Source organism: Mesobacillus campisalis, from assembly GCF_000986785.1.
In the GTDB taxonomy this organism is placed as follows: domain Bacteria; phylum Bacillota; class Bacilli; order Bacillales; family Cytobacillaceae; genus Mesobacillus_B; species Mesobacillus_B campisalis.
In genome coordinates, this window is record NZ_LAYY01000010.1 from 16,192 (window position 1) to 32,075 (window position 15,884).

Consider the following 15,884-nt stretch of genomic DNA (forward strand, 5'->3'; position numbering starts at 1 on the left):
CTACACCTCCACATCATACGGTTCGTAGTCTTTTCTTAATGGGTGGCCGATCCAGTCCTCACCCAGCATGATGCGACGGAGGTTTGGATGTCCAGTAAACTTGATGCCGAGCAGGTCGTATGTTTCGCACTCCGGCCAATCGGCCCCTGCCCAGAGCGGCTGCACAGAATCGATCACCGGCGCATCGCGGTCCAGCTTGACCTTGAGGGCCACACTCTGGCGGTTTTTATAGGAATAGAGATGCACATACACTTCCATGTGAGTCTGGAAGTCGGTGCCGTGAAGCTCGGAAAGATAGTCGAAGCCCAGGCTCTCATTGTATTTCAGGTACTGAGCCACTTTTTTATACGACTCCGGCTTGGCTACCAGGGTAGGCACATCTTTGGAAAGTTTATTAATATATGAATCTTCCAGAACATCCGGACCCAAGTGTTCAGTGATGATTTTCACATATTTATCCAGATACTTCTGATTTGGCGACGGCTGTTCGGGTTCTGCCGGCGCACTGGCTGCGGCCTTTCCGCCAGCCTTGGCCTTTGCTGCAGCAGCTGCTGCGGCCTTTGCCTTGGCAGCGGCGATTGCTTTCGCCTTGGCATCATCGCCTCCATCTCCGGCGCCTTCTGCGGCTTTTTTCTTGGCTGCTGCGGCAGCTTTCGCCTTCGCTATGGCAGCAGCTTTCTTTTTCGCCAGGTCGTCATCATCACTCGCTGCCGGCTCGGCTGACCCGCTTTCCCCGGCCTGCTCCATTGCCTTGCGTTTCGCTGCGGCGGCAGCTTTCGCTTTTGCTACGGCTGCGGCTTTCTTCTTCTCCAGGTCGTCATCTCCAGCTTCCGCTGCTTCCGCACTTTCCCCTGCCTGCTCCATCGCCTTGCGTTTCGCTGCTGCTGCGGCTTTCGCTTTTGCTACGGCTGCGGCTTTTTTCTTCGCCAGGTCGTCATCTCCAGCTTCCGTGCTCTCCCCCGCCTGCTCCATCACCTTGCGTTTCGCTGCGGCGGCAGCTTTGGCCTTCGCTACGGCGGCGGCTTTCTTTTTCGCCAGGTCGTCCTCATCGCTTGCTGCCGGTTCTGCTGACCCGCTTTCGGCGAGTTCCTTTTCCTTACGTTTCGCCGCGGCGGCCGCTTTCGCTTTCGCTACGGCTTCGGCCTTTTGCCTTGCCAGGTCGTCTGCATCATCTGCGGTACTCTTGGCACTTCCGCTTTCAGCCAGTTCCTTTTCCTTACGTTTCGCCGCGGCTGCCGCTTTCGCTTTCGCTACGGCTTCGGCCTTTTGCCTTGCCAGGTCGTCTGCATCATCTACGGTATTCTTGGCACTTCCGCTTTCAGCGAGTTCCTTCGCCTTCCGCTTTGCGGCTGCTGCGGCTTTTGCCTTGGCGACCGCCTCTTTCTTCAGCTGTTCCAGATCCTTTTCCCCGCTCATGAGTTAGATCACCCTCTTCCCGGTCTTCGCCTCGTAACGGATTTTCTCTTTTAACTTATTGATTCCATAAATCAAGGCTGCCGGATTCGGCGGGCAGCCCGGTATATACACATCCACCGGGATAATCTGATCAACGCCCTTGACGACGGAATAGGATTTTACATACGGTCCGCCTGCAGTCGCACAGGATCCCATGGCAATGACCCATTTAGGCTCAGCCATCTGGTCATACAGCCGGCGAACGGTTGGCGCCATCTTTTTTGTCACGGTTCCCGAGACGATCATGACGTCCGATTGGCGCGGCGAGTTCCGGTAGAATGTCCCAAAACGGTCCAGGTCATAATGCGCCGAACTCGAGGCCATCATCTCGATCGCACAGCAGGCAAGACCGAATGTCATCGGCCAGAGCGAGTTGCTCCGCGCCCAGCCTTTTACCTGCTCGAGCGAGGTAAAAAGAATATTCTGTTTAATTTCTTCATACTCTGCATCTGTCACATCATAAAGTTTTAAATCCATTTGAGCACCTTCTTTTTCCATGCGTAGATGAGCCCGATCAGGAGCATCACAACAAAAATCAGCATCTCAATCAAAGCAAAGATTCCTAGTTTTTCATAGGCGACCGCCCATGGATACAAAAATACTGTTTCTACATCAAAAATAACGAACATCAGGGCAAACACGTAATACCGGACATTGAATTGCACTCTGGCATCATGGAATGGTTCCATTCCGCTCTCGTACGTCGTATACTTCGACTCGATCGCTTTGTACGGCGGTCTCAGAAGCTTCGCTGCGAACAGTGCCACCACGGGCAGCAATATCCCGAGACATAGGAACACAAAGACGATCAAATAATTATTTTGATATACGTTCAAAAGTTCCATGCCCATCCCCCCATTGTTGTAAAATTTCTTACTATTAAAATATGTAACCGATAACAATTATATCATTGTTGCCAAAAAGTGTCGATAAAGCGTTTTGCCTTTTTCCCAAATATCCCCTGTGTGCAGCGTGTATTTTTTTGCATAATAATTTTGTTTTTTAGTAGACTTAGTTCATGTTATGAATTGGGATGCGAAGATTAGACCTGGAAATGCGAGGTAGGGCCAGAAGCACTAATCTCCTCCCCCCTCATTTCACACCGCACAAACAAAAAACACCTCCCGCAATAGCGGAAGGTGCTTCTTCAATCTATATTCTTCTCTGTGCAATGGAGATCCGGTTGATTGCGCGCTGCAAGGCGAGCTCGGCCCGTTTGAAATCGATGTTTTCCTGCTGGCGTTCCCGCAGGCGCTGTTCTGCACGCTCTTTCGCACGAACAGCACGTTCAATGTCAATTTCACTCGATTTTTCAGCTGTCTGGGCAAGGATCGTGACTGTGTCCGGACGGACTTCCAGGAAGCCTCCGCTGACAGCGACATAATCAGTGTTAACACCTTTCATTAACCGAACTGCACCAATTTGCAGCGGTGCAACCATCGGGATATGGCCTGGCAGGATTCCAAGTTCGCCTGTCTGCGCCTTGGTGCTGACCATTTCCACTTCTGAATCATAAACCGGTCCATCAGGAGTAACAACATGGACTTTCATCGTCTTCATTTTTTACCCTCCTGGTCCGAGATTAGGCCTCTACACCCATGCGTTTTGCATTCTCGATGACCTCTTCAATACGGCCGACTAGGCGGAACGCATCTTCTGGAAGGTGGTCATACTTGCCATCAAGAATTTCCTTGAAGCCTTTAACCGTTTCCTTAACTGGCACATAAGAACCAGGCTGGCCGGTAAACTGCTCGGCAACGTGGAAGTTCTGGGACAGGAAGAACTGAACGCGGCGGGCGCGGTGTACGACAAGCTTGTCTTCGTCACCCAGCTCGTCCATACCAAGGATTGCGATGATATCCTGCAATTCACGGTAACGCTGCAGTGTAGACTGCACGCGGCGTGCCACTTCATAATGCTCTTCGCCGACAATCTCAGGAGAAAGCGCGCGTGAAGTAGAAGCCAGCGGGTCCACCGCCGGGTAGATACCCATTTCGGAAAGCTTACGCTCAAGGTTTGTTGTTGCATCCAAGTGGGCGAAAGTTGTCGCCGGAGCCGGATCCGTATAGTCATCGGCTGGTACATAGATCGCCTGGATGGAAGTAACGGAACCTACGTTAGTAGATGTGATCCGCTCCTGCAATTTACCCATTTCAGTAGCAAGTGTCGGCTGGTAACCTACCGCGGATGGCATACGGCCAAGAAGGGCGGAAACCTCGGAACCTGCCTGTGTGAAACGGAAGATATTGTCCATGAAGAAAAGAACGTCCTGTCCTTGCTCGTCACGGAAATATTCCGCCATGGTCAAACCAGTCAGGGCAACACGCATACGCGCTCCCGGCGGCTCGTTCATCTGGCCGAATACCATCGCGGTCTGCTTGATAACGCCAGAATCAGTCATTTCATAGTAAAGGTCATTTCCTTCACGGGTACGCTCACCGACACCAGCGAATACGGAAATACCGCTGTGCTCCTGGGCGATGTTGTTGATCAATTCCTGGATAAGAACGGTCTTGCCTACACCGGCACCGCCGAAGAGGCCGATCTTACCACCCTTGATGTAAGGGGCAAGCAAGTCAACAACCTTGATTCCAGTCTCAAGAATTTCTACTTCTGTGGATAATTGTTCAAACGTTGGCGCTTCCCTGTGGATAGCGTCACGGCGTGCATCAGCCGGAATGGCCGGGTCAAGGTCGATGGTCTCTCCCAAAACGTTGAATACACGGCCAAGTGTTACGTCACCAACTGGTACGGAGATGGCCGCACCTGTGTCGACAACCTCCACGCCGCGCATAAGGCCGTCTGTTGAGGACATCGCGATTGTCCGCACTGTGTCATCACCCAAGTGAAGGGCTACTTCAAGGGTTAGGTCGATGTCCACTTCAGATTCATTCTGCGCTTTATTAACGATCTTCAATGCGTTATAGATCTCAGGAAGGCTGCCGCTTTCGAACTTCACGTCAACAACCGGACCCATAACCTGGAGAACGCGTCCTTTGTTCATCTTGTTCCCTCCTATCGTACTCTTTCCTGCTATATCGTACAGGACACTCCCGCCCTGTTTTTAATCAAAATTATTCTAGCGCTGCTGCGCCGCCGACGATCTCGGTGATTTCCTGCGTAATCGCCGCCTGACGGGCACGGTTGTAGCTGAGGCTCAGCTGGCCGATTAGATCTTTCGCGTTGTCCGTCGCGTTCTTCATTGCGTTCATGCGCGCGGCATGTTCGCTGGCCTTGCTGTCAAGCAATGCCCCGAAGATTAGGCTTTCCGCGTATTGAGGCAAAAGAACCTCAAGGATTTCTTCCGCATTCGGCTCGAATTCATAGGAAGTAAGTTTCGTCGGAACTTCAATGTCCGTCAGCGGAAGAAGCTTCTTCTCGGTTACTTCCTGTGAAATGGCGCTAACGTAATGGCTGTAGTACACAAACAGTTCATCGAATGTGCCGTCCGAGAACATGCCAACAGCACTGCTGGTGATATCCTGGATTTCACTGAACGATGGCTGGTCGGCCACGCCTGTGATATCAAGAACGACATTCATTCCCTGTTTGATGAAAAAGTCTCGGCCTACCCTGCCGATGGCGATGATGGCGAACTCGTCATTCGACTTATGGCGGCTTTTGACTGTCTGGAATACCTGGCGGATGACGTTGCTGTTAAAAGCACCGGCAAGGCCGCGGTCCGACGTGATGACCAGATAACCCGTCTTCTTGACCGGGCGGCTTACAAGCATAGGATGATTGGAGTCCTGGCTTCCCATTGCAATGGAGGCCGTTACTTCCTGGATTTTCTCCATGTAAGGAACGAATGCTTTCGCATTCATTACTCCGCGGTTCCATTTGGAGGAGGACACCATTTCCATCGCCTTGGTGATCTGGCTCGTCTTCTTCGTCGAATTAATCCGGTTTTTAATATCGCGTAAAGATGCCATAGGTTCTCACCACCCTTTTAGAAAATGTTAGATAAATTTCTTAAGTCAGCGCCCCAGATTATGAGGCGCCAACTTTAAAATTATTCTGAAATCGCAAACGTCTTTTTAAAGTCGTTGATTGCAGCGGCCATATCTTCGTCCTTTGGAAGTTCCTTGGTCGTGCGGATATGGTCTAACACTTCTTTGCGGTTGTGGTCTAACCATGTATGGAATTCAGCTTCGAAACGACGGATGTCCGTTACCGGAATATCGTCAAGGAAGCCGCGTGTCAATGCATAAAGGATGGCAACCTGCTTTTCTACGGAAATCGGCTTGTTCAGATCCTGCTTCAGTACTTCAACTGTACGCGCACCGCGGTTCAGCTTCGCCTGTGTTGCTGCATCAAGGTCGGAACCGAACTGGGAGAATGCTTCCAGTTCACGGTAGGACGCAAGGTCCAGACGCAGTGTACCGGCAACCTTCTTCATCGCTTTGATCTGCGCGGATCCACCTACACGGGATACGGAAAGACCAGCGTTGATCGCCGGACGCACGCCGGAGAAGAACAGGTCGGACTGAAGGAAGATCTGTCCATCTGTGATGGAAATAACGTTTGTCGGGATATAGGCAGAAACGTCCCCTGCCTGTGTTTCGATAAATGGAAGCGCCGTAATCGAGCCTGCACCTTTCGCATCGCTCAACTTCGCAGCGCGCTCAAGCAAGCGGCTGTGAAGATAGAATACGTCCCCTGGGTAGGCTTCACGGCCTGGAGGACGGCGAAGCAGCAAGGAAAGCTCACGGTAAGCGGCTGCCTGCTTAGTCAGGTCATCATAGATGACAAGAACGTGCTTGCCTTCGTACATGAATTCTTCCGCCATGGATACACCTGCATATGGAGCAAGGTACAGAAGCGGTGCCGGCTGGGAAGCCGAAGCGGTTACGACGATTGTGTAGTCCAATGCGCCATTTTTACGAAGAGTTTCAACGGCATTACGTACAGTCGATTCCTTCTGCCCGATGGCTACATAAATACAGATCATGTCCTGTCCCTTTTGGTTCAGGATCGTATCGATCGCAACAGATGTTTTACCAGTCTGGCGGTCACCGATGATCAGCTCACGCTGTCCGCGGCCGATTGGCACAAGGGCGTCAATCGCCTTGATACCAGTCTGCAATGGCTCATGAACAGATTTACGGTCCATAACGCCAGGTGCATTGTACTCGATTGGACGAGTTTTCGTTGTATTGATTGGACCCATGCCATCGACTGGCTGTCCAAGGGAGTTCACGACGCGGCCGATTAGCTCCTCACCAACCGGAACCTCCATGATGCGGCCCGTGCGGCGGACCTCATCGCCCTCGCGGATTTCCGTGAAAGGTCCAAGGATAATGATACCAACGTTATTTTCCTCAAGGTTCTGAGCCATACCCATAACGCCGTTTGAAAATTCAACAAGTTCTCCAGCCATGGCGTTATCAAGACCATGAACACGGGCAATTCCGTCACCAACGGAGATGACTGTACCCACATCACTTACTTGAATTTCCGCCTGATAGTTTTCTATTTGCGACTTTATCAGCGCACTAATTTCTTCAGCTTTGATGCTCATGAGTTTCACCCCTATCTACGAATCTTAGCCTAACAATCTGCGTTCCAGGCGATCAAGCTTTCCGCGGAGGCTGCCGTCAAAAATGCGGTTGCCGATGCGCAGCTTCACGCCGCCGAGCAAATTGGAATCTGTAATGTTTTCTATTTGAAGCCTTTTCTTTCCTACCTTTGGTGCAAACGCAAGTGATAATGCTTCAGCCTGCTCAGCGGTCAACGGCTGGGCACTGTAAACCTTTGCTTCGGCGATTCCTTTTCCCTCATTCGAAAGTTCGATGAATTGGTCGGCCACTTCGGCAATCAGGCTTGTACGATGGCGGTCAACCAGGACCATCAGCGTATTTTGCACGAATGGATGAACGGAACCAAATGACTGTTTCAAAAGCTCTTTTTTCCTATCCTGCGAAAGCTTTGGAGAAGCCAAAACGGACCTTAATCCCGGGTTGTTCTCCGCTACGGTCTTCACGACACGAAGGTCTTCTTCGACATTATTGAGAAGCTGATGTTCTGAAGCAACTTGAAAAAGAGCCAGCGCATAACGCTTCGCTATTGTCGAGCTGCTCATTTGCCATCTCCTGCCTCTACAATATAATCATTAATCAATTTTTCCTGATCGGCTGCGCTAAGTTCTTTTTCAATCACTTTGGAAGCGATCATGACAGATAGAGTAGCAACTTGTTCACGAATGGCTGCAACAGCCTGTTCTTTCTGCATTTCAATTTCGAGCTTGGCGGATTCCCTGATACGGTCAGACTCAGTGCGTGCAAGTGCAATGATTTCATCGCGCTGGATATCGCCCTGTTTCTTGGCATTCTCAATGAGTCCTTGCGCTTCTGTACGCGCCTGCTTCAATAGTTCACGCTGTTCTTCCAAAAGCTTGCTTGCCTCTGTACGGCTCTTTTCAGCCGCATCGATTTCTCCGGCAATATGCTCTTCACGCTGCTTCATGATGCCCATAAGTGGACCCCAGGCATACTTTTTAAGCAATGCCAACAGGACAAGGAACATAATCAACTGAAATAAAATGTCTCCCGTATTCAATCCTCCGGCAGTTGCACCTAATACTAAACTGCTTGTTAACACCCTCTGTTCACTCCCTTCAAGAGTCTGCTATAAATGATGATTTTCCGCCTCTTTCGGCCACAGGGAGCCCCGGAGCGGACAATTTGCTTTATATTAGAACGAATGTTTTGTTAGGACATAAATGAATGGCGAAGGTTCGCTTGGAATGATCTTCGCCATTTTGGAAACGACATTTCAGTTATTACTGACCCATAACGATGAACGCGATAACAACCGCGATGATAGGAATCGCCTCGACCAATGCAACCCCGATGAACATTGTAGTTTGAAGTTTGCCTTGTGCTTCCGGCTGGCGAGCGATACCTTCAACTGTACGAGATACGATAAGACCGTTACCGATACCGGCACCGAGTGCTGCTAAACCGATTGCAATTGCTGCTGCTAAAAGACCCATTAGATAGTTCCTCCTTATTGGTTAGAAAAAATGAATGTATTTGGTTTTGTTCATAAATGAACAGGTAATATATTAATGGTCTTCACTTACCTTATGGGCAAGATAAACCATTGTTAACATTGTGAAGATAAACGCTTGGATTGCTCCGATAAAGACCGAGAAGCCCTGCCATGCAAGCATCGGAACGATTGCGGCCAAATGTCCGCCAAATCCTGTTGCCAGGCTGCCGGCAATGAGGCCCAGCAGGATTTCACCTGCATAGATGTTACCGTAAAGACGCAGGCCGAGAGTGAGCGTATTCGCAAACTCTTCAATTATTTTGATGGGGAACATAAACCAGAACGGCTTGAAGAATTCCTTGCCGTAAGCAGCTGTCCCCTTCAGTTTGACGCCATAATAATGCGAAAGCGCCACAACCATTACTGCTAATGTCAAGGTTATGACCGGATCGGCTGTCGGTGACTTCCACCACAGCTCGTTGTCATAGACGACAGAAAACGGAAGCCCCAGCATGTTGGATACAAAGATATACATGATCAAGGTAAGCCCAAGCAGATGGAATCTCCCGCCATCCTTCCAATCCATTGAGCTCTTGATGATTCCCTTAACAAAATCCATCACCCATTCTATGAAGTTTTGGGCTCCGGCAGGTTTCATCGCAAGCCTGCGAGTGGACAGAACGGCAATAAGAAAAACAATTGCGCTGGCTATCGTAATCATCAGGATGTTAGCCAGATTAAAATTAAGTCCTAAAAATGTAACTATAGGATTTTCATGATGCACCAGTATTCACCTCTCTTCCCCGCTATCAACTATGTAAAGACTGGATAACAAAATCTATCATAATGACAAAATATGATGTCATTAATCCCACAACTACACTAAACAGATGGATTTGGTCGGGATATTCCATCGCCAACATGATGGACAGCACCGCCGCCGCCACGCGCGACAAAAGTCCGAGCGACCTGACCCTTTTCTCCTGCATGACAGCCTCGCCAAACTTTTCCGTCCTTCTCGCAAGCAGCCAGAGATTGAAAAGACTGACGATGGTGCCAATCACCAAGCCTGCAAAAATGGGCTTGTACACGGTAAAACCCCATCCAAGAACATAGATGGATAACAAAAAAAATATGTACTTCCGCTGGCGTGCAAAAACAACCTGAATTTCCGGCATAGATGTCTATTCTCCTGAAAAGTAATGATGGACAAGACGGAATACTCCATAGACCCCCGCTGCCAGCCCGGCAAGCAATCCAACTACCAGGAAAAGCGGCTCTGTGCCCATGTTCCTGTCCAGCCATCGTCCTAAAAAAACCCCCGCCAGCACCGACCCTGCAAGCTGGGAAAGTATGGCCGACATTAAGGCCATTGCCTGAAAAGGATGACGGTTACCATTACGCATTTTTCGCTTCCTCCCATCCTGTGAGCGGAGCGGTTGACGACTTGCAAAACATATAAAAAATAAGGAATCACGCTACAAAGAAAAGCTTGCTTTTTTGTGTTGAAAACCTTATCATTATACCCTTTGTAAGCATACAATAGCCAATTGTCAATGTCAATCGATTCTAGCTAAAAAGTTCACATACTTATCACTTTTATAAATTTCCATTACTGGATATTTTTAAATATTATATCACAAAAAAATCGGAGAGGGGATTTCCCTCTCCATTTAGGATTATTGTTCCGGGGGCGGAATAAAGATGAACGTCTCCACATCGTGCTCCACCCCGGCTTTTCGGGCGAAAACCTTGGCGATAAACCCGCCCTCCCCCGGAAGCTTGCTGGCCGGAATATCTTTTTGGAGTAGACCTTTTTTGATGTTTCGCCCCCAGTCAAGAAAGCCGATGAACCGGAAGTCATCCGGGTCGAACAAGGCAATGCCGAATTCCTCGGCGCCGCCAGGCAGATAGACTTCATAGCGGAAGCATCCCGGTTTATCGCCCGGTGAAAAGGCAAAGCCCATCACGCGCGGATAATCCGGTTCCTCTAGCACATACAGGTAAGGAATGGTGATCGCTCTGCTTCCCTCCTGTAAAACCAGATAGCCGTCATGCAGCTTTTTTTGAAAGGCTGATGGGTCGACAGTCATCCTGAGCTTCAGTTTCCTCTTTTCGCCAGGAGCCAGTTCAAAACTGAGCGGCAGTTCCCAGTCCAGGCCGTCTTCCCGCTTTGGCACTTGGAAAGAATACCTTTTAGGGAACTGGCCATGGTTTTGGACTTCAATCTGGGCGAAATGCTCGTGCATCCTGTCGGCAAGCTGGAACTTCCCAAACTGCAGCGATCCCGGAAGCACCAGTGTTTCGGCAGCAACGGCCTTTTCCGCCTGGATTCTTCCCGCGCCCTGCTCGTATGTACGGTACGCCATGCCATCTTGTGAGGCAATTGGCTTGGCCGTATTCATCAGGGCGGCTTTTATCTGCTCGGGGCTCCAGTCCGGATGCGCCTGCTTGATGAGAGCGGCGGCCCCGGCCACATGAGGCGAGGCCATGCTCGTGCCCTGCAGGGAGAGATAGCCGCCAGGCACGGTGCTGTTGATGGCCACGCCGGGAGCCACAACATCGGGCTTGATGTCCCACGTGCTTGTCACAGGGCCGCGCGAACTGAAGTCGGCCAGCTGGTCGCTTTCTTCTATTAATATGAATCGCGCAAACAGGGCCTTGTCTTTGAGTTTCTTTTTGAGCTTTTCCCCCTCTTCCTTTGGCAGCGAGGCAGCCGGGAGCGCAACTTCCCTTTCCAGGTTGCCAAGGAAGTTCCCTTTTGTATTGTTGTAGATGATCACTCCCAGCGCCCCGGCAGCTGCCGCATTGTTCACTTTTTCGGTAAATGTCAGGCTGCCTCTTTGAATCAAGGCGATTTTGCCTGCTGCCTTCTGGAGGTCTTTCTTTCGGCCAATTCCCCCCTCGACGATTTCGATGCTTTTGTCAAACTTCCAGCTGGCAGAGCCTTGAAGCATTTCCAGCCTGATTCTGGCCTGGGAATCGGAATGCATCAGATAGGGAATTTTAAGCGGCGGAGTCGAGGCGCCGACCGATATGGCCTTCGCTGCCGTCCCCGGCGAGCCAACTGTCCAAATGTTCGGGCCGGAATTCCCTGAGGAGGTGACCGCGGTGATGCCCTGTTCCACTGCTTTATTGAGCGCGAGCGAAATCGGCAAATCTGGTCCATTGATTTCATTGCCAAGCGACAGGTTCAGGATGTCCACTTTATCCTGAATCGCCTGGTCAATGGCGGCCAGCACCTGCTCAGTCGTGCCCATGCCCCCAGGCCCCAGCGCCCGGTAAGCAACAATTTTCGCTTCAGGCGCAATCCCCCGAATCCGTCCATTGCCAGCGATGATTCCGGCCACATGCGTTCCGTGCAAGGTGCCGGTTCCATGCAGGCCCTTCGTTTCCATCGGGTCTCGGTCGCCATCGACGAGATCATGCCCGCCGGCATAATTCCTTCTTAAATCGGGATGCTCATAATCAATTCCAGTATCGATGACGCCAATCGTGATTCCTTTTCCCGACAGCCGCTCCCCTTTTTTGTCAAAAAGGCCGCGCACCACTTCGCCGCCAATCAGCTCCATGTTGGGTGCGGCATCCGTTTTGTACATCTGCACCGGCGACAGGGAGAGGATGTCTTTGTTCACCTGTATTTTCTCCAGCTCCTTCAAGGGGCCTTCTACCGAGTAGCCGTTGAGGGCATGCGTAAAAATGCGGCGCAGTTTTAGCTTAGGAAAATCTGCAAGCTGCCTTTTAACCTCCTCTTTTGAAGGAGGATGTTCGGTTTGCACAATGGCCACTGTATGTACGCTCTTATCTTCCCTGGGAAGCGGTGGATGCTGCAGCTTACTTGGGCTTGTGCTCCCCCCTGTTAAAATCAGCAGCGCCAGCATCAGACAACTAACTTTCCGCATCAAAGCACCCTCTTTTTTTTCCTTATCGTTGGCAAGAGAGGGGGAGAGTATGCAAGTAGGTTGGCGTTGCGGAATCGAGGTGGGTTTGGGGTGAGCACCGTTCTATTGTCGGGTTACATCATTTTATTTGCCGAAAACAGGATTTTATTTGCCGATTTGTTTATTTTATTTTCCATAATCGAGTTTTTATTTTCCAAAGTATGGGTTTATTTGCCAATGCCTTTTCTATTGTCGGGTTTCGCTTTTCTATTTGCCGGAAACACCCTTCTATTTGCCGTATACCTCGTTCTATTTGCCAAAATCACTCGTCTATTTGCCAGTGCCTTTCTTATTGTTCGATTTCGCTTTTCTATTTGCCGAAAACATGATTTTATTAGCCGATTTCTTTATTTTATTTTCCATAATCGAGTTTTTATTTTCCAAAGTTACGGGTTTATTTGCCAATGCCTTTTCTATTGTCGGGTTTCGCTTTTCTATTTGCCGGAAACACCCTTCTATTTGCCGGATACCTCGTTCTATTTGCCAAAATCACTCGTCTATTTGCCAGTGCCTTTCCTATTGTCCGATTTCGCTTTTCTATTTGCCGGAATCACACTTCTATTGTCCGGCTTCCTCATCCTATTCACCAAAACCAGCACCCCACCCAACTTTCCCGCACACAAAAAGAGCGCCCCACTATAGGGCGCTCTTCCGTACATTGAAGTTCGTTATTACTTCGTGCCAAACAAGCGGTCGCCTGCATCTCCAAGGCCAGGCACAATATAGCCGTGGTCATTCAGCTTTTCGTCAAGAGCCGCAATATAAATGTCCACATCAGGATGAGCTTCTTTAAGCACGTCCACACCCTCCGGAGCCGCAATCAGGCACATGAACTTGATATGCTTCGCGCCGCGCTTCTTCAGGGAGTTGATCGCTTCAACCGCTGACCCGCCTGTCGCAAGCATAGGATCGACGACAATGAAATCGCGCTCTTCCACATCGCTTGGCAGCTTCGCGTAATATTCAACCGGCTTCAATGTTTCCGGGTCGCGGTAAAGGCCGATATGCCCTACCTTTGCTGCCGGAATCAGTTTCAGGATGCCATCGACCATGCCGATGCCCGCGCGCAGGATCGGAACCAGTCCCATCTTCTTGCCGGCAAGGACTTTCGACTTTGTTTTTTGCACCGGCGTTTCCACTTCAATGTCCTCAAGCGGCATGTCGCGGGTGATTTCAAACGCCATCAGCGTCGCCACTTCATCGACCAGCTCTCGGAATTCCTTTGTACCGGTGTTTTTATCGCGGATATACGTCAGCTTATGTTGAATAAGAGGGTGATCAAATACAAATACCTTTGCCATAGAAGATCTCTCCTTTAAAATGGTCATTTTTATGTAAGGCAGCCGCCTGCCCAGTCACTGGACAGCGCAAAAAACCGGTTACCGTTCACACTCCGTCTCATTTTACAGAAAAATAAAGGCTAGGGCAACTACAGACAGCACAAAAAAGCGGCCCCGCAAAACAGGAACCGCCTGGAATGATTATAGACTTGTATAAAGCTCGAACTGGCTTGTCAGCTCTTCGACGCGCTGGCGTGCTTCTGCTAACTTTTCTTCATTGTCATGGTTTTTAAGGGTGAAAGCGATGATGCTCGCAATTTCATCCATCTCTTCTTCGCCAAAGCCGCGGCTTGTAACGGCTGCGGTACCAATGCGGATGCCGCTTGTCACGAATGGGCTTTGCGGATCGAATGGTATCGTGTTTTTGTTGACTGTGATGCCGACTTCATCGAGTACATGCTCGGCGACCTTTCCAGTCAAATCTAGCGAACGCAGGTCGACAAGCAGAAGGTGGTTGTCGGTTCCGCCGGAGACAAGGTTGACGCCCTCTTTCTTCAGGCCTTCAGCAAGGCGCTGGGCATTGGTGATGATCTGCTTCGCATAATCCTTGAAGCTGTCCTGGAGCGCTTCGCCAAAGGCAACCGCCTTTGCGGAAATTACATGCATCAGCGGACCGCCCTGGATTCCAGGGAAAATCGACTTGTCGATTTTCTTCGCGAATTGCTCCTCACACAAAATCATGCCGCCGCGCGGGCCGCGAAGCGTCTTATGGGTCGTCGTCGTAACAAAATGGGCATGCGGCACCGGATTCTGGTGCAGGCCGGCCGCAACCAGCCCGGCAATATGGGCCATGTCCACCATCAGGTAAGCGCCGACTTCATCCGCGATTTCACGGAACTTTTTAAAATCGATTTCGCGCGGATACGCACTGGCACCGGCGACGATCAGCTTCGGCTTATGCTCCAGCGCTTTTTCGCGGACAACATCATAATCGATCATATGCGTCTTCTCATCCACGCCGTATTCAACAAAGTTGTACTGGACACCGCTGAAGTTGACCGGACTGCCGTGGGTCAAGTGGCCGCCGTGGGAAAGGTTCATCCCGAGAACGGTATCTCCCTGCTCAAGAATCGTAAAATAAACCGCCATATTGGCCTGGGCGCCGGAATGCGGCTGGACATTGACATGCTCTGCTCCGAAGATTTCCTTGGCGCGGTCGCGGGCAATGTCTTCCACAATATCCACGTATTCGCAGCCGCCGTAATAGCGCTTGCGAGGATAGCCTTCCGCGTATTTGTTCGTCAGGACGGACCCTTGCGCTTCCATTACCGCTTCACTGACAAAGTTCTCCGAGGCAATCAGCTCGATTTTTGTCCGCTGGCGTCCCAATTCCTTCTGGATGGCCTCATACACCTGGCGATCCTGCTCGATAAGATGCTTCATTTTATGCTCCCCCTTCTGCTTCACTGCTGCCGATAAATTATGTAGCTCGATAATATATTGCGAGAAAATTCTTTTTTATTGTAGCCCATGTTGACGAGAAAAGAAAGCCGAAAATGGCTAACTTTCGTCATTCGGCTAAATTGAAAGCGAATTTATTTAAATTTAATGTAAAAAACACGAAAAAAGCCCCAAAAAGGAGCTGTTTTAACATTGTTCGTTCGCCTTTGTCCTTTCATAAACTGCCCTGGTGCCGCCGATCAGCTTCGGCCTTGTCATTGCCAGTGTCACATAGGCTTGTCCCAGATTCTTCTGTGCCACGCGCACTGGAACAGCCACATGCTTGAGGTGCATGCCGATCAGCGTGCTGCCGATATCGATGCCGGCATCGGCTTTCACAAACTCGACAACCACCGGGTCCTCCATGTGGTTGTAGGCATAAGTGGCCATCGCGCCGCCTGCCTTCCTGACAGGTATGACGGATACTTCCTCCAGGTTCCTGCCTTCAGCGGTCTGACGTTCAACAACAAGCGCCCGGTTCAGGTGCTCGCAGCATTGAAAAGCCAGCTGGACTCCCGTCTCCTCCAGAAGCTTCCCCAGCTGCCTGAAAATCAGCGCTGCGACCTCTTCACTGCCGGCGGTGCCAATCTTTTCACCAATAACCTCGCTCGTGCTGCAGCCAACCACCAAAAGCTGCTTGCTGCTGAAGTTCACCTGGTTCCTGAATTCATCGAGGATGCTGCTCAACTCGTTTTCCCATTGATTGACTGTCAAC

Annotated in this window: 17 protein-coding genes; all 17 read right to left on the bottom strand. The window is 50.4% G+C overall.

What is annotated here, in order from left to right; translation table 11 throughout:
• Positions 1 to 1,416: an NADH-quinone oxidoreductase subunit C gene (locus WQ57_RS10660; RefSeq protein ID WP_046523753.1), complete on the bottom strand. Its 1,416-nt coding sequence runs from the start codon at positions 1,414 to 1,416 to the stop codon at positions 1 to 3.
• Positions 1,417 to 1,419: 3 nt separating this feature from the next.
• Positions 1,420 to 1,932 carry a NuoB/complex I 20 kDa subunit family protein gene (locus WQ57_RS10665; protein ID WP_046523754.1) on the bottom strand — a complete coding sequence of 171 codons (513 nt, stop codon included), beginning with the start codon at positions 1,930 to 1,932 and terminating at the stop codon, positions 1,420 to 1,422.
• Complete coding sequence (locus WQ57_RS10670; RefSeq protein ID WP_046523755.1) at positions 1,923 to 2,300, bottom strand: NADH-quinone oxidoreductase subunit A; 378 nt, start codon at positions 2,298 to 2,300, stop codon at positions 1,923 to 1,925. Before WQ57_RS10670 ends, WQ57_RS10665 begins: the two co-directional genes overlap by 10 nt.
• Before the next feature lie 307 nt (positions 2,301 to 2,607).
• Positions 2,608 to 3,015 (bottom strand): F0F1 ATP synthase subunit epsilon, encoded by a 408-nt coding sequence (locus WQ57_RS10675; RefSeq protein WP_046523756.1) that lies wholly within the window; start codon positions 3,013 to 3,015, stop codon positions 2,608 to 2,610.
• A 22-nt stretch (positions 3,016 to 3,037) separates the two neighbouring features.
• A complete protein-coding gene (gene atpD / locus WQ57_RS10680; RefSeq protein WP_046523757.1) occupies positions 3,038 to 4,459 on the bottom strand; it encodes a F0F1 ATP synthase subunit beta in 1,422 nt (473 codons plus the stop codon).
• 70 nt (positions 4,460 to 4,529) lie between these two features.
• Positions 4,530 to 5,387 carry a F0F1 ATP synthase subunit gamma gene (locus WQ57_RS10685; protein ID WP_046523758.1) on the bottom strand — a complete coding sequence of 286 codons (858 nt, stop codon included), beginning with the start codon at positions 5,385 to 5,387 and terminating at the stop codon, positions 4,530 to 4,532.
• Between the two features lie 80 nt (positions 5,388 to 5,467).
• A complete protein-coding gene (gene atpA, locus WQ57_RS10690) occupies positions 5,468 to 6,976 on the bottom strand; it encodes a F0F1 ATP synthase subunit alpha (protein ID WP_046523759.1) in 1,509 nt (502 codons plus the stop codon).
• Between the two features lie 24 nt (positions 6,977 to 7,000).
• Positions 7,001 to 7,537 (bottom strand): F0F1 ATP synthase subunit delta, encoded by a 537-nt coding sequence (locus tag WQ57_RS10695; protein WP_046523760.1) that lies wholly within the window; start codon positions 7,535 to 7,537, stop codon positions 7,001 to 7,003.
• Complete coding sequence (gene atpF / locus WQ57_RS10700) at positions 7,534 to 8,055, bottom strand: F0F1 ATP synthase subunit B (RefSeq protein WP_046523761.1); 522 nt, start codon at positions 8,053 to 8,055, stop codon at positions 7,534 to 7,536. The genes WQ57_RS10695 and atpF overlap by 4 nt, the downstream gene beginning before the upstream one ends.
• Before the next feature lie 181 nt (positions 8,056 to 8,236).
• Positions 8,237 to 8,449, bottom strand: a complete 213-nt coding sequence (gene atpE / locus WQ57_RS10705; RefSeq protein ID WP_046523762.1) for a F0F1 ATP synthase subunit C — start codon at positions 8,447 to 8,449, stop codon at positions 8,237 to 8,239.
• A 72-nt stretch (positions 8,450 to 8,521) separates the two neighbouring features.
• Positions 8,522 to 9,232, bottom strand: a complete 711-nt coding sequence (atpB, locus tag WQ57_RS10710) for a F0F1 ATP synthase subunit A (RefSeq protein WP_046523763.1) — start codon at positions 9,230 to 9,232, stop codon at positions 8,522 to 8,524.
• A gap of 25 nt (positions 9,233 to 9,257) precedes the next feature.
• Positions 9,258 to 9,626, bottom strand: coding sequence for an ATP synthase subunit I (locus WQ57_RS10715; protein WP_046523764.1), 369 nt, complete (start codon positions 9,624 to 9,626; stop codon positions 9,258 to 9,260).
• A 6-nt stretch (positions 9,627 to 9,632) separates the two neighbouring features.
• Positions 9,633 to 9,854, bottom strand: coding sequence for an AtpZ/AtpI family protein (locus WQ57_RS10720; RefSeq protein ID WP_046523765.1), 222 nt, complete (start codon positions 9,852 to 9,854; stop codon positions 9,633 to 9,635).
• Between the two features lie 273 nt (positions 9,855 to 10,127).
• Positions 10,128 to 12,350: a S8 family serine peptidase gene (locus tag WQ57_RS10725; RefSeq protein WP_046523766.1), complete on the bottom strand. Its 2,223-nt coding sequence runs from the start codon at positions 12,348 to 12,350 to the stop codon at positions 10,128 to 10,130.
• Positions 12,351 to 13,060: 710 nt separating this feature from the next.
• Positions 13,061 to 13,690: a uracil phosphoribosyltransferase gene (gene upp / locus WQ57_RS10735; RefSeq protein ID WP_046523768.1), complete on the bottom strand. Its 630-nt coding sequence runs from the start codon at positions 13,688 to 13,690 to the stop codon at positions 13,061 to 13,063.
• A gap of 180 nt (positions 13,691 to 13,870) precedes the next feature.
• Positions 13,871 to 15,112: a serine hydroxymethyltransferase gene (glyA, locus tag WQ57_RS10740; protein WP_046523769.1), complete on the bottom strand. Its 1,242-nt coding sequence runs from the start codon at positions 15,110 to 15,112 to the stop codon at positions 13,871 to 13,873.
• 204 nt (positions 15,113 to 15,316) lie between these two features.
• Positions 15,317 to 15,883, bottom strand: coding sequence for a TIGR01440 family protein (locus WQ57_RS10745; RefSeq protein ID WP_046523770.1), 567 nt, complete (start codon positions 15,881 to 15,883; stop codon positions 15,317 to 15,319).
• Position 15,884: the final 1 nt, after the last annotated feature.

Coding starts and splice junctions, on each gene's coding strand:
- atpE (WP_046523762.1), bottom strand. CDS start 8,449: ATGGGTCTTTTAGCAGCAGCAATTGCAATCGGTTTAGCAGCACTCGGT.
- WQ57_RS10670 (WP_046523755.1), bottom strand. CDS start 2,300: ATGGAACTTTTGAACGTATATCAAAATAATTATTTGATCGTCTTTGTG.
- upp (WP_046523768.1), bottom strand. CDS start 13,690: ATGGCAAAGGTATTTGTATTTGATCACCCTCTTATTCAACATAAGCTG.
- WQ57_RS10715 (WP_046523764.1), bottom strand. CDS start 9,626: ATGCCGGAAATTCAGGTTGTTTTTGCACGCCAGCGGAAGTACATATTT.
- WQ57_RS10660 (WP_046523753.1), bottom strand. CDS start 1,416: ATGAGCGGGGAAAAGGATCTGGAACAGCTGAAGAAAGAGGCGGTCGCC.
- WQ57_RS10695 (WP_046523760.1), bottom strand. CDS start 7,537: ATGAGCAGCTCGACAATAGCGAAGCGTTATGCGCTGGCTCTTTTTCAA.
- WQ57_RS10720 (WP_046523765.1), bottom strand. CDS start 9,854: ATGCGTAATGGTAACCGTCATCCTTTTCAGGCAATGGCCTTAATGTCG.
- glyA (WP_046523769.1), bottom strand. CDS start 15,112: ATGAAGCATCTTATCGAGCAGGATCGCCAGGTGTATGAGGCCATCCAG.
- WQ57_RS10725 (WP_046523766.1), bottom strand. CDS start 12,350: ATGCGGAAAGTTAGTTGTCTGATGCTGGCGCTGCTGATTTTAACAGGG.
- atpA (WP_046523759.1), bottom strand. CDS start 6,976: ATGAGCATCAAAGCTGAAGAAATTAGTGCGCTGATAAAGTCGCAAATA.
- WQ57_RS10685 (WP_046523758.1), bottom strand. CDS start 5,387: ATGGCATCTTTACGCGATATTAAAAACCGGATTAATTCGACGAAGAAG.
- atpD (WP_046523757.1), bottom strand. CDS start 4,459: ATGAACAAAGGACGCGTTCTCCAGGTTATGGGTCCGGTTGTTGACGTG.
- WQ57_RS10675 (WP_046523756.1), bottom strand. CDS start 3,015: ATGAAGACGATGAAAGTCCATGTTGTTACTCCTGATGGACCGGTTTAT.
- WQ57_RS10665 (WP_046523754.1), bottom strand. CDS start 1,932: ATGGATTTAAAACTTTATGATGTGACAGATGCAGAGTATGAAGAAATT.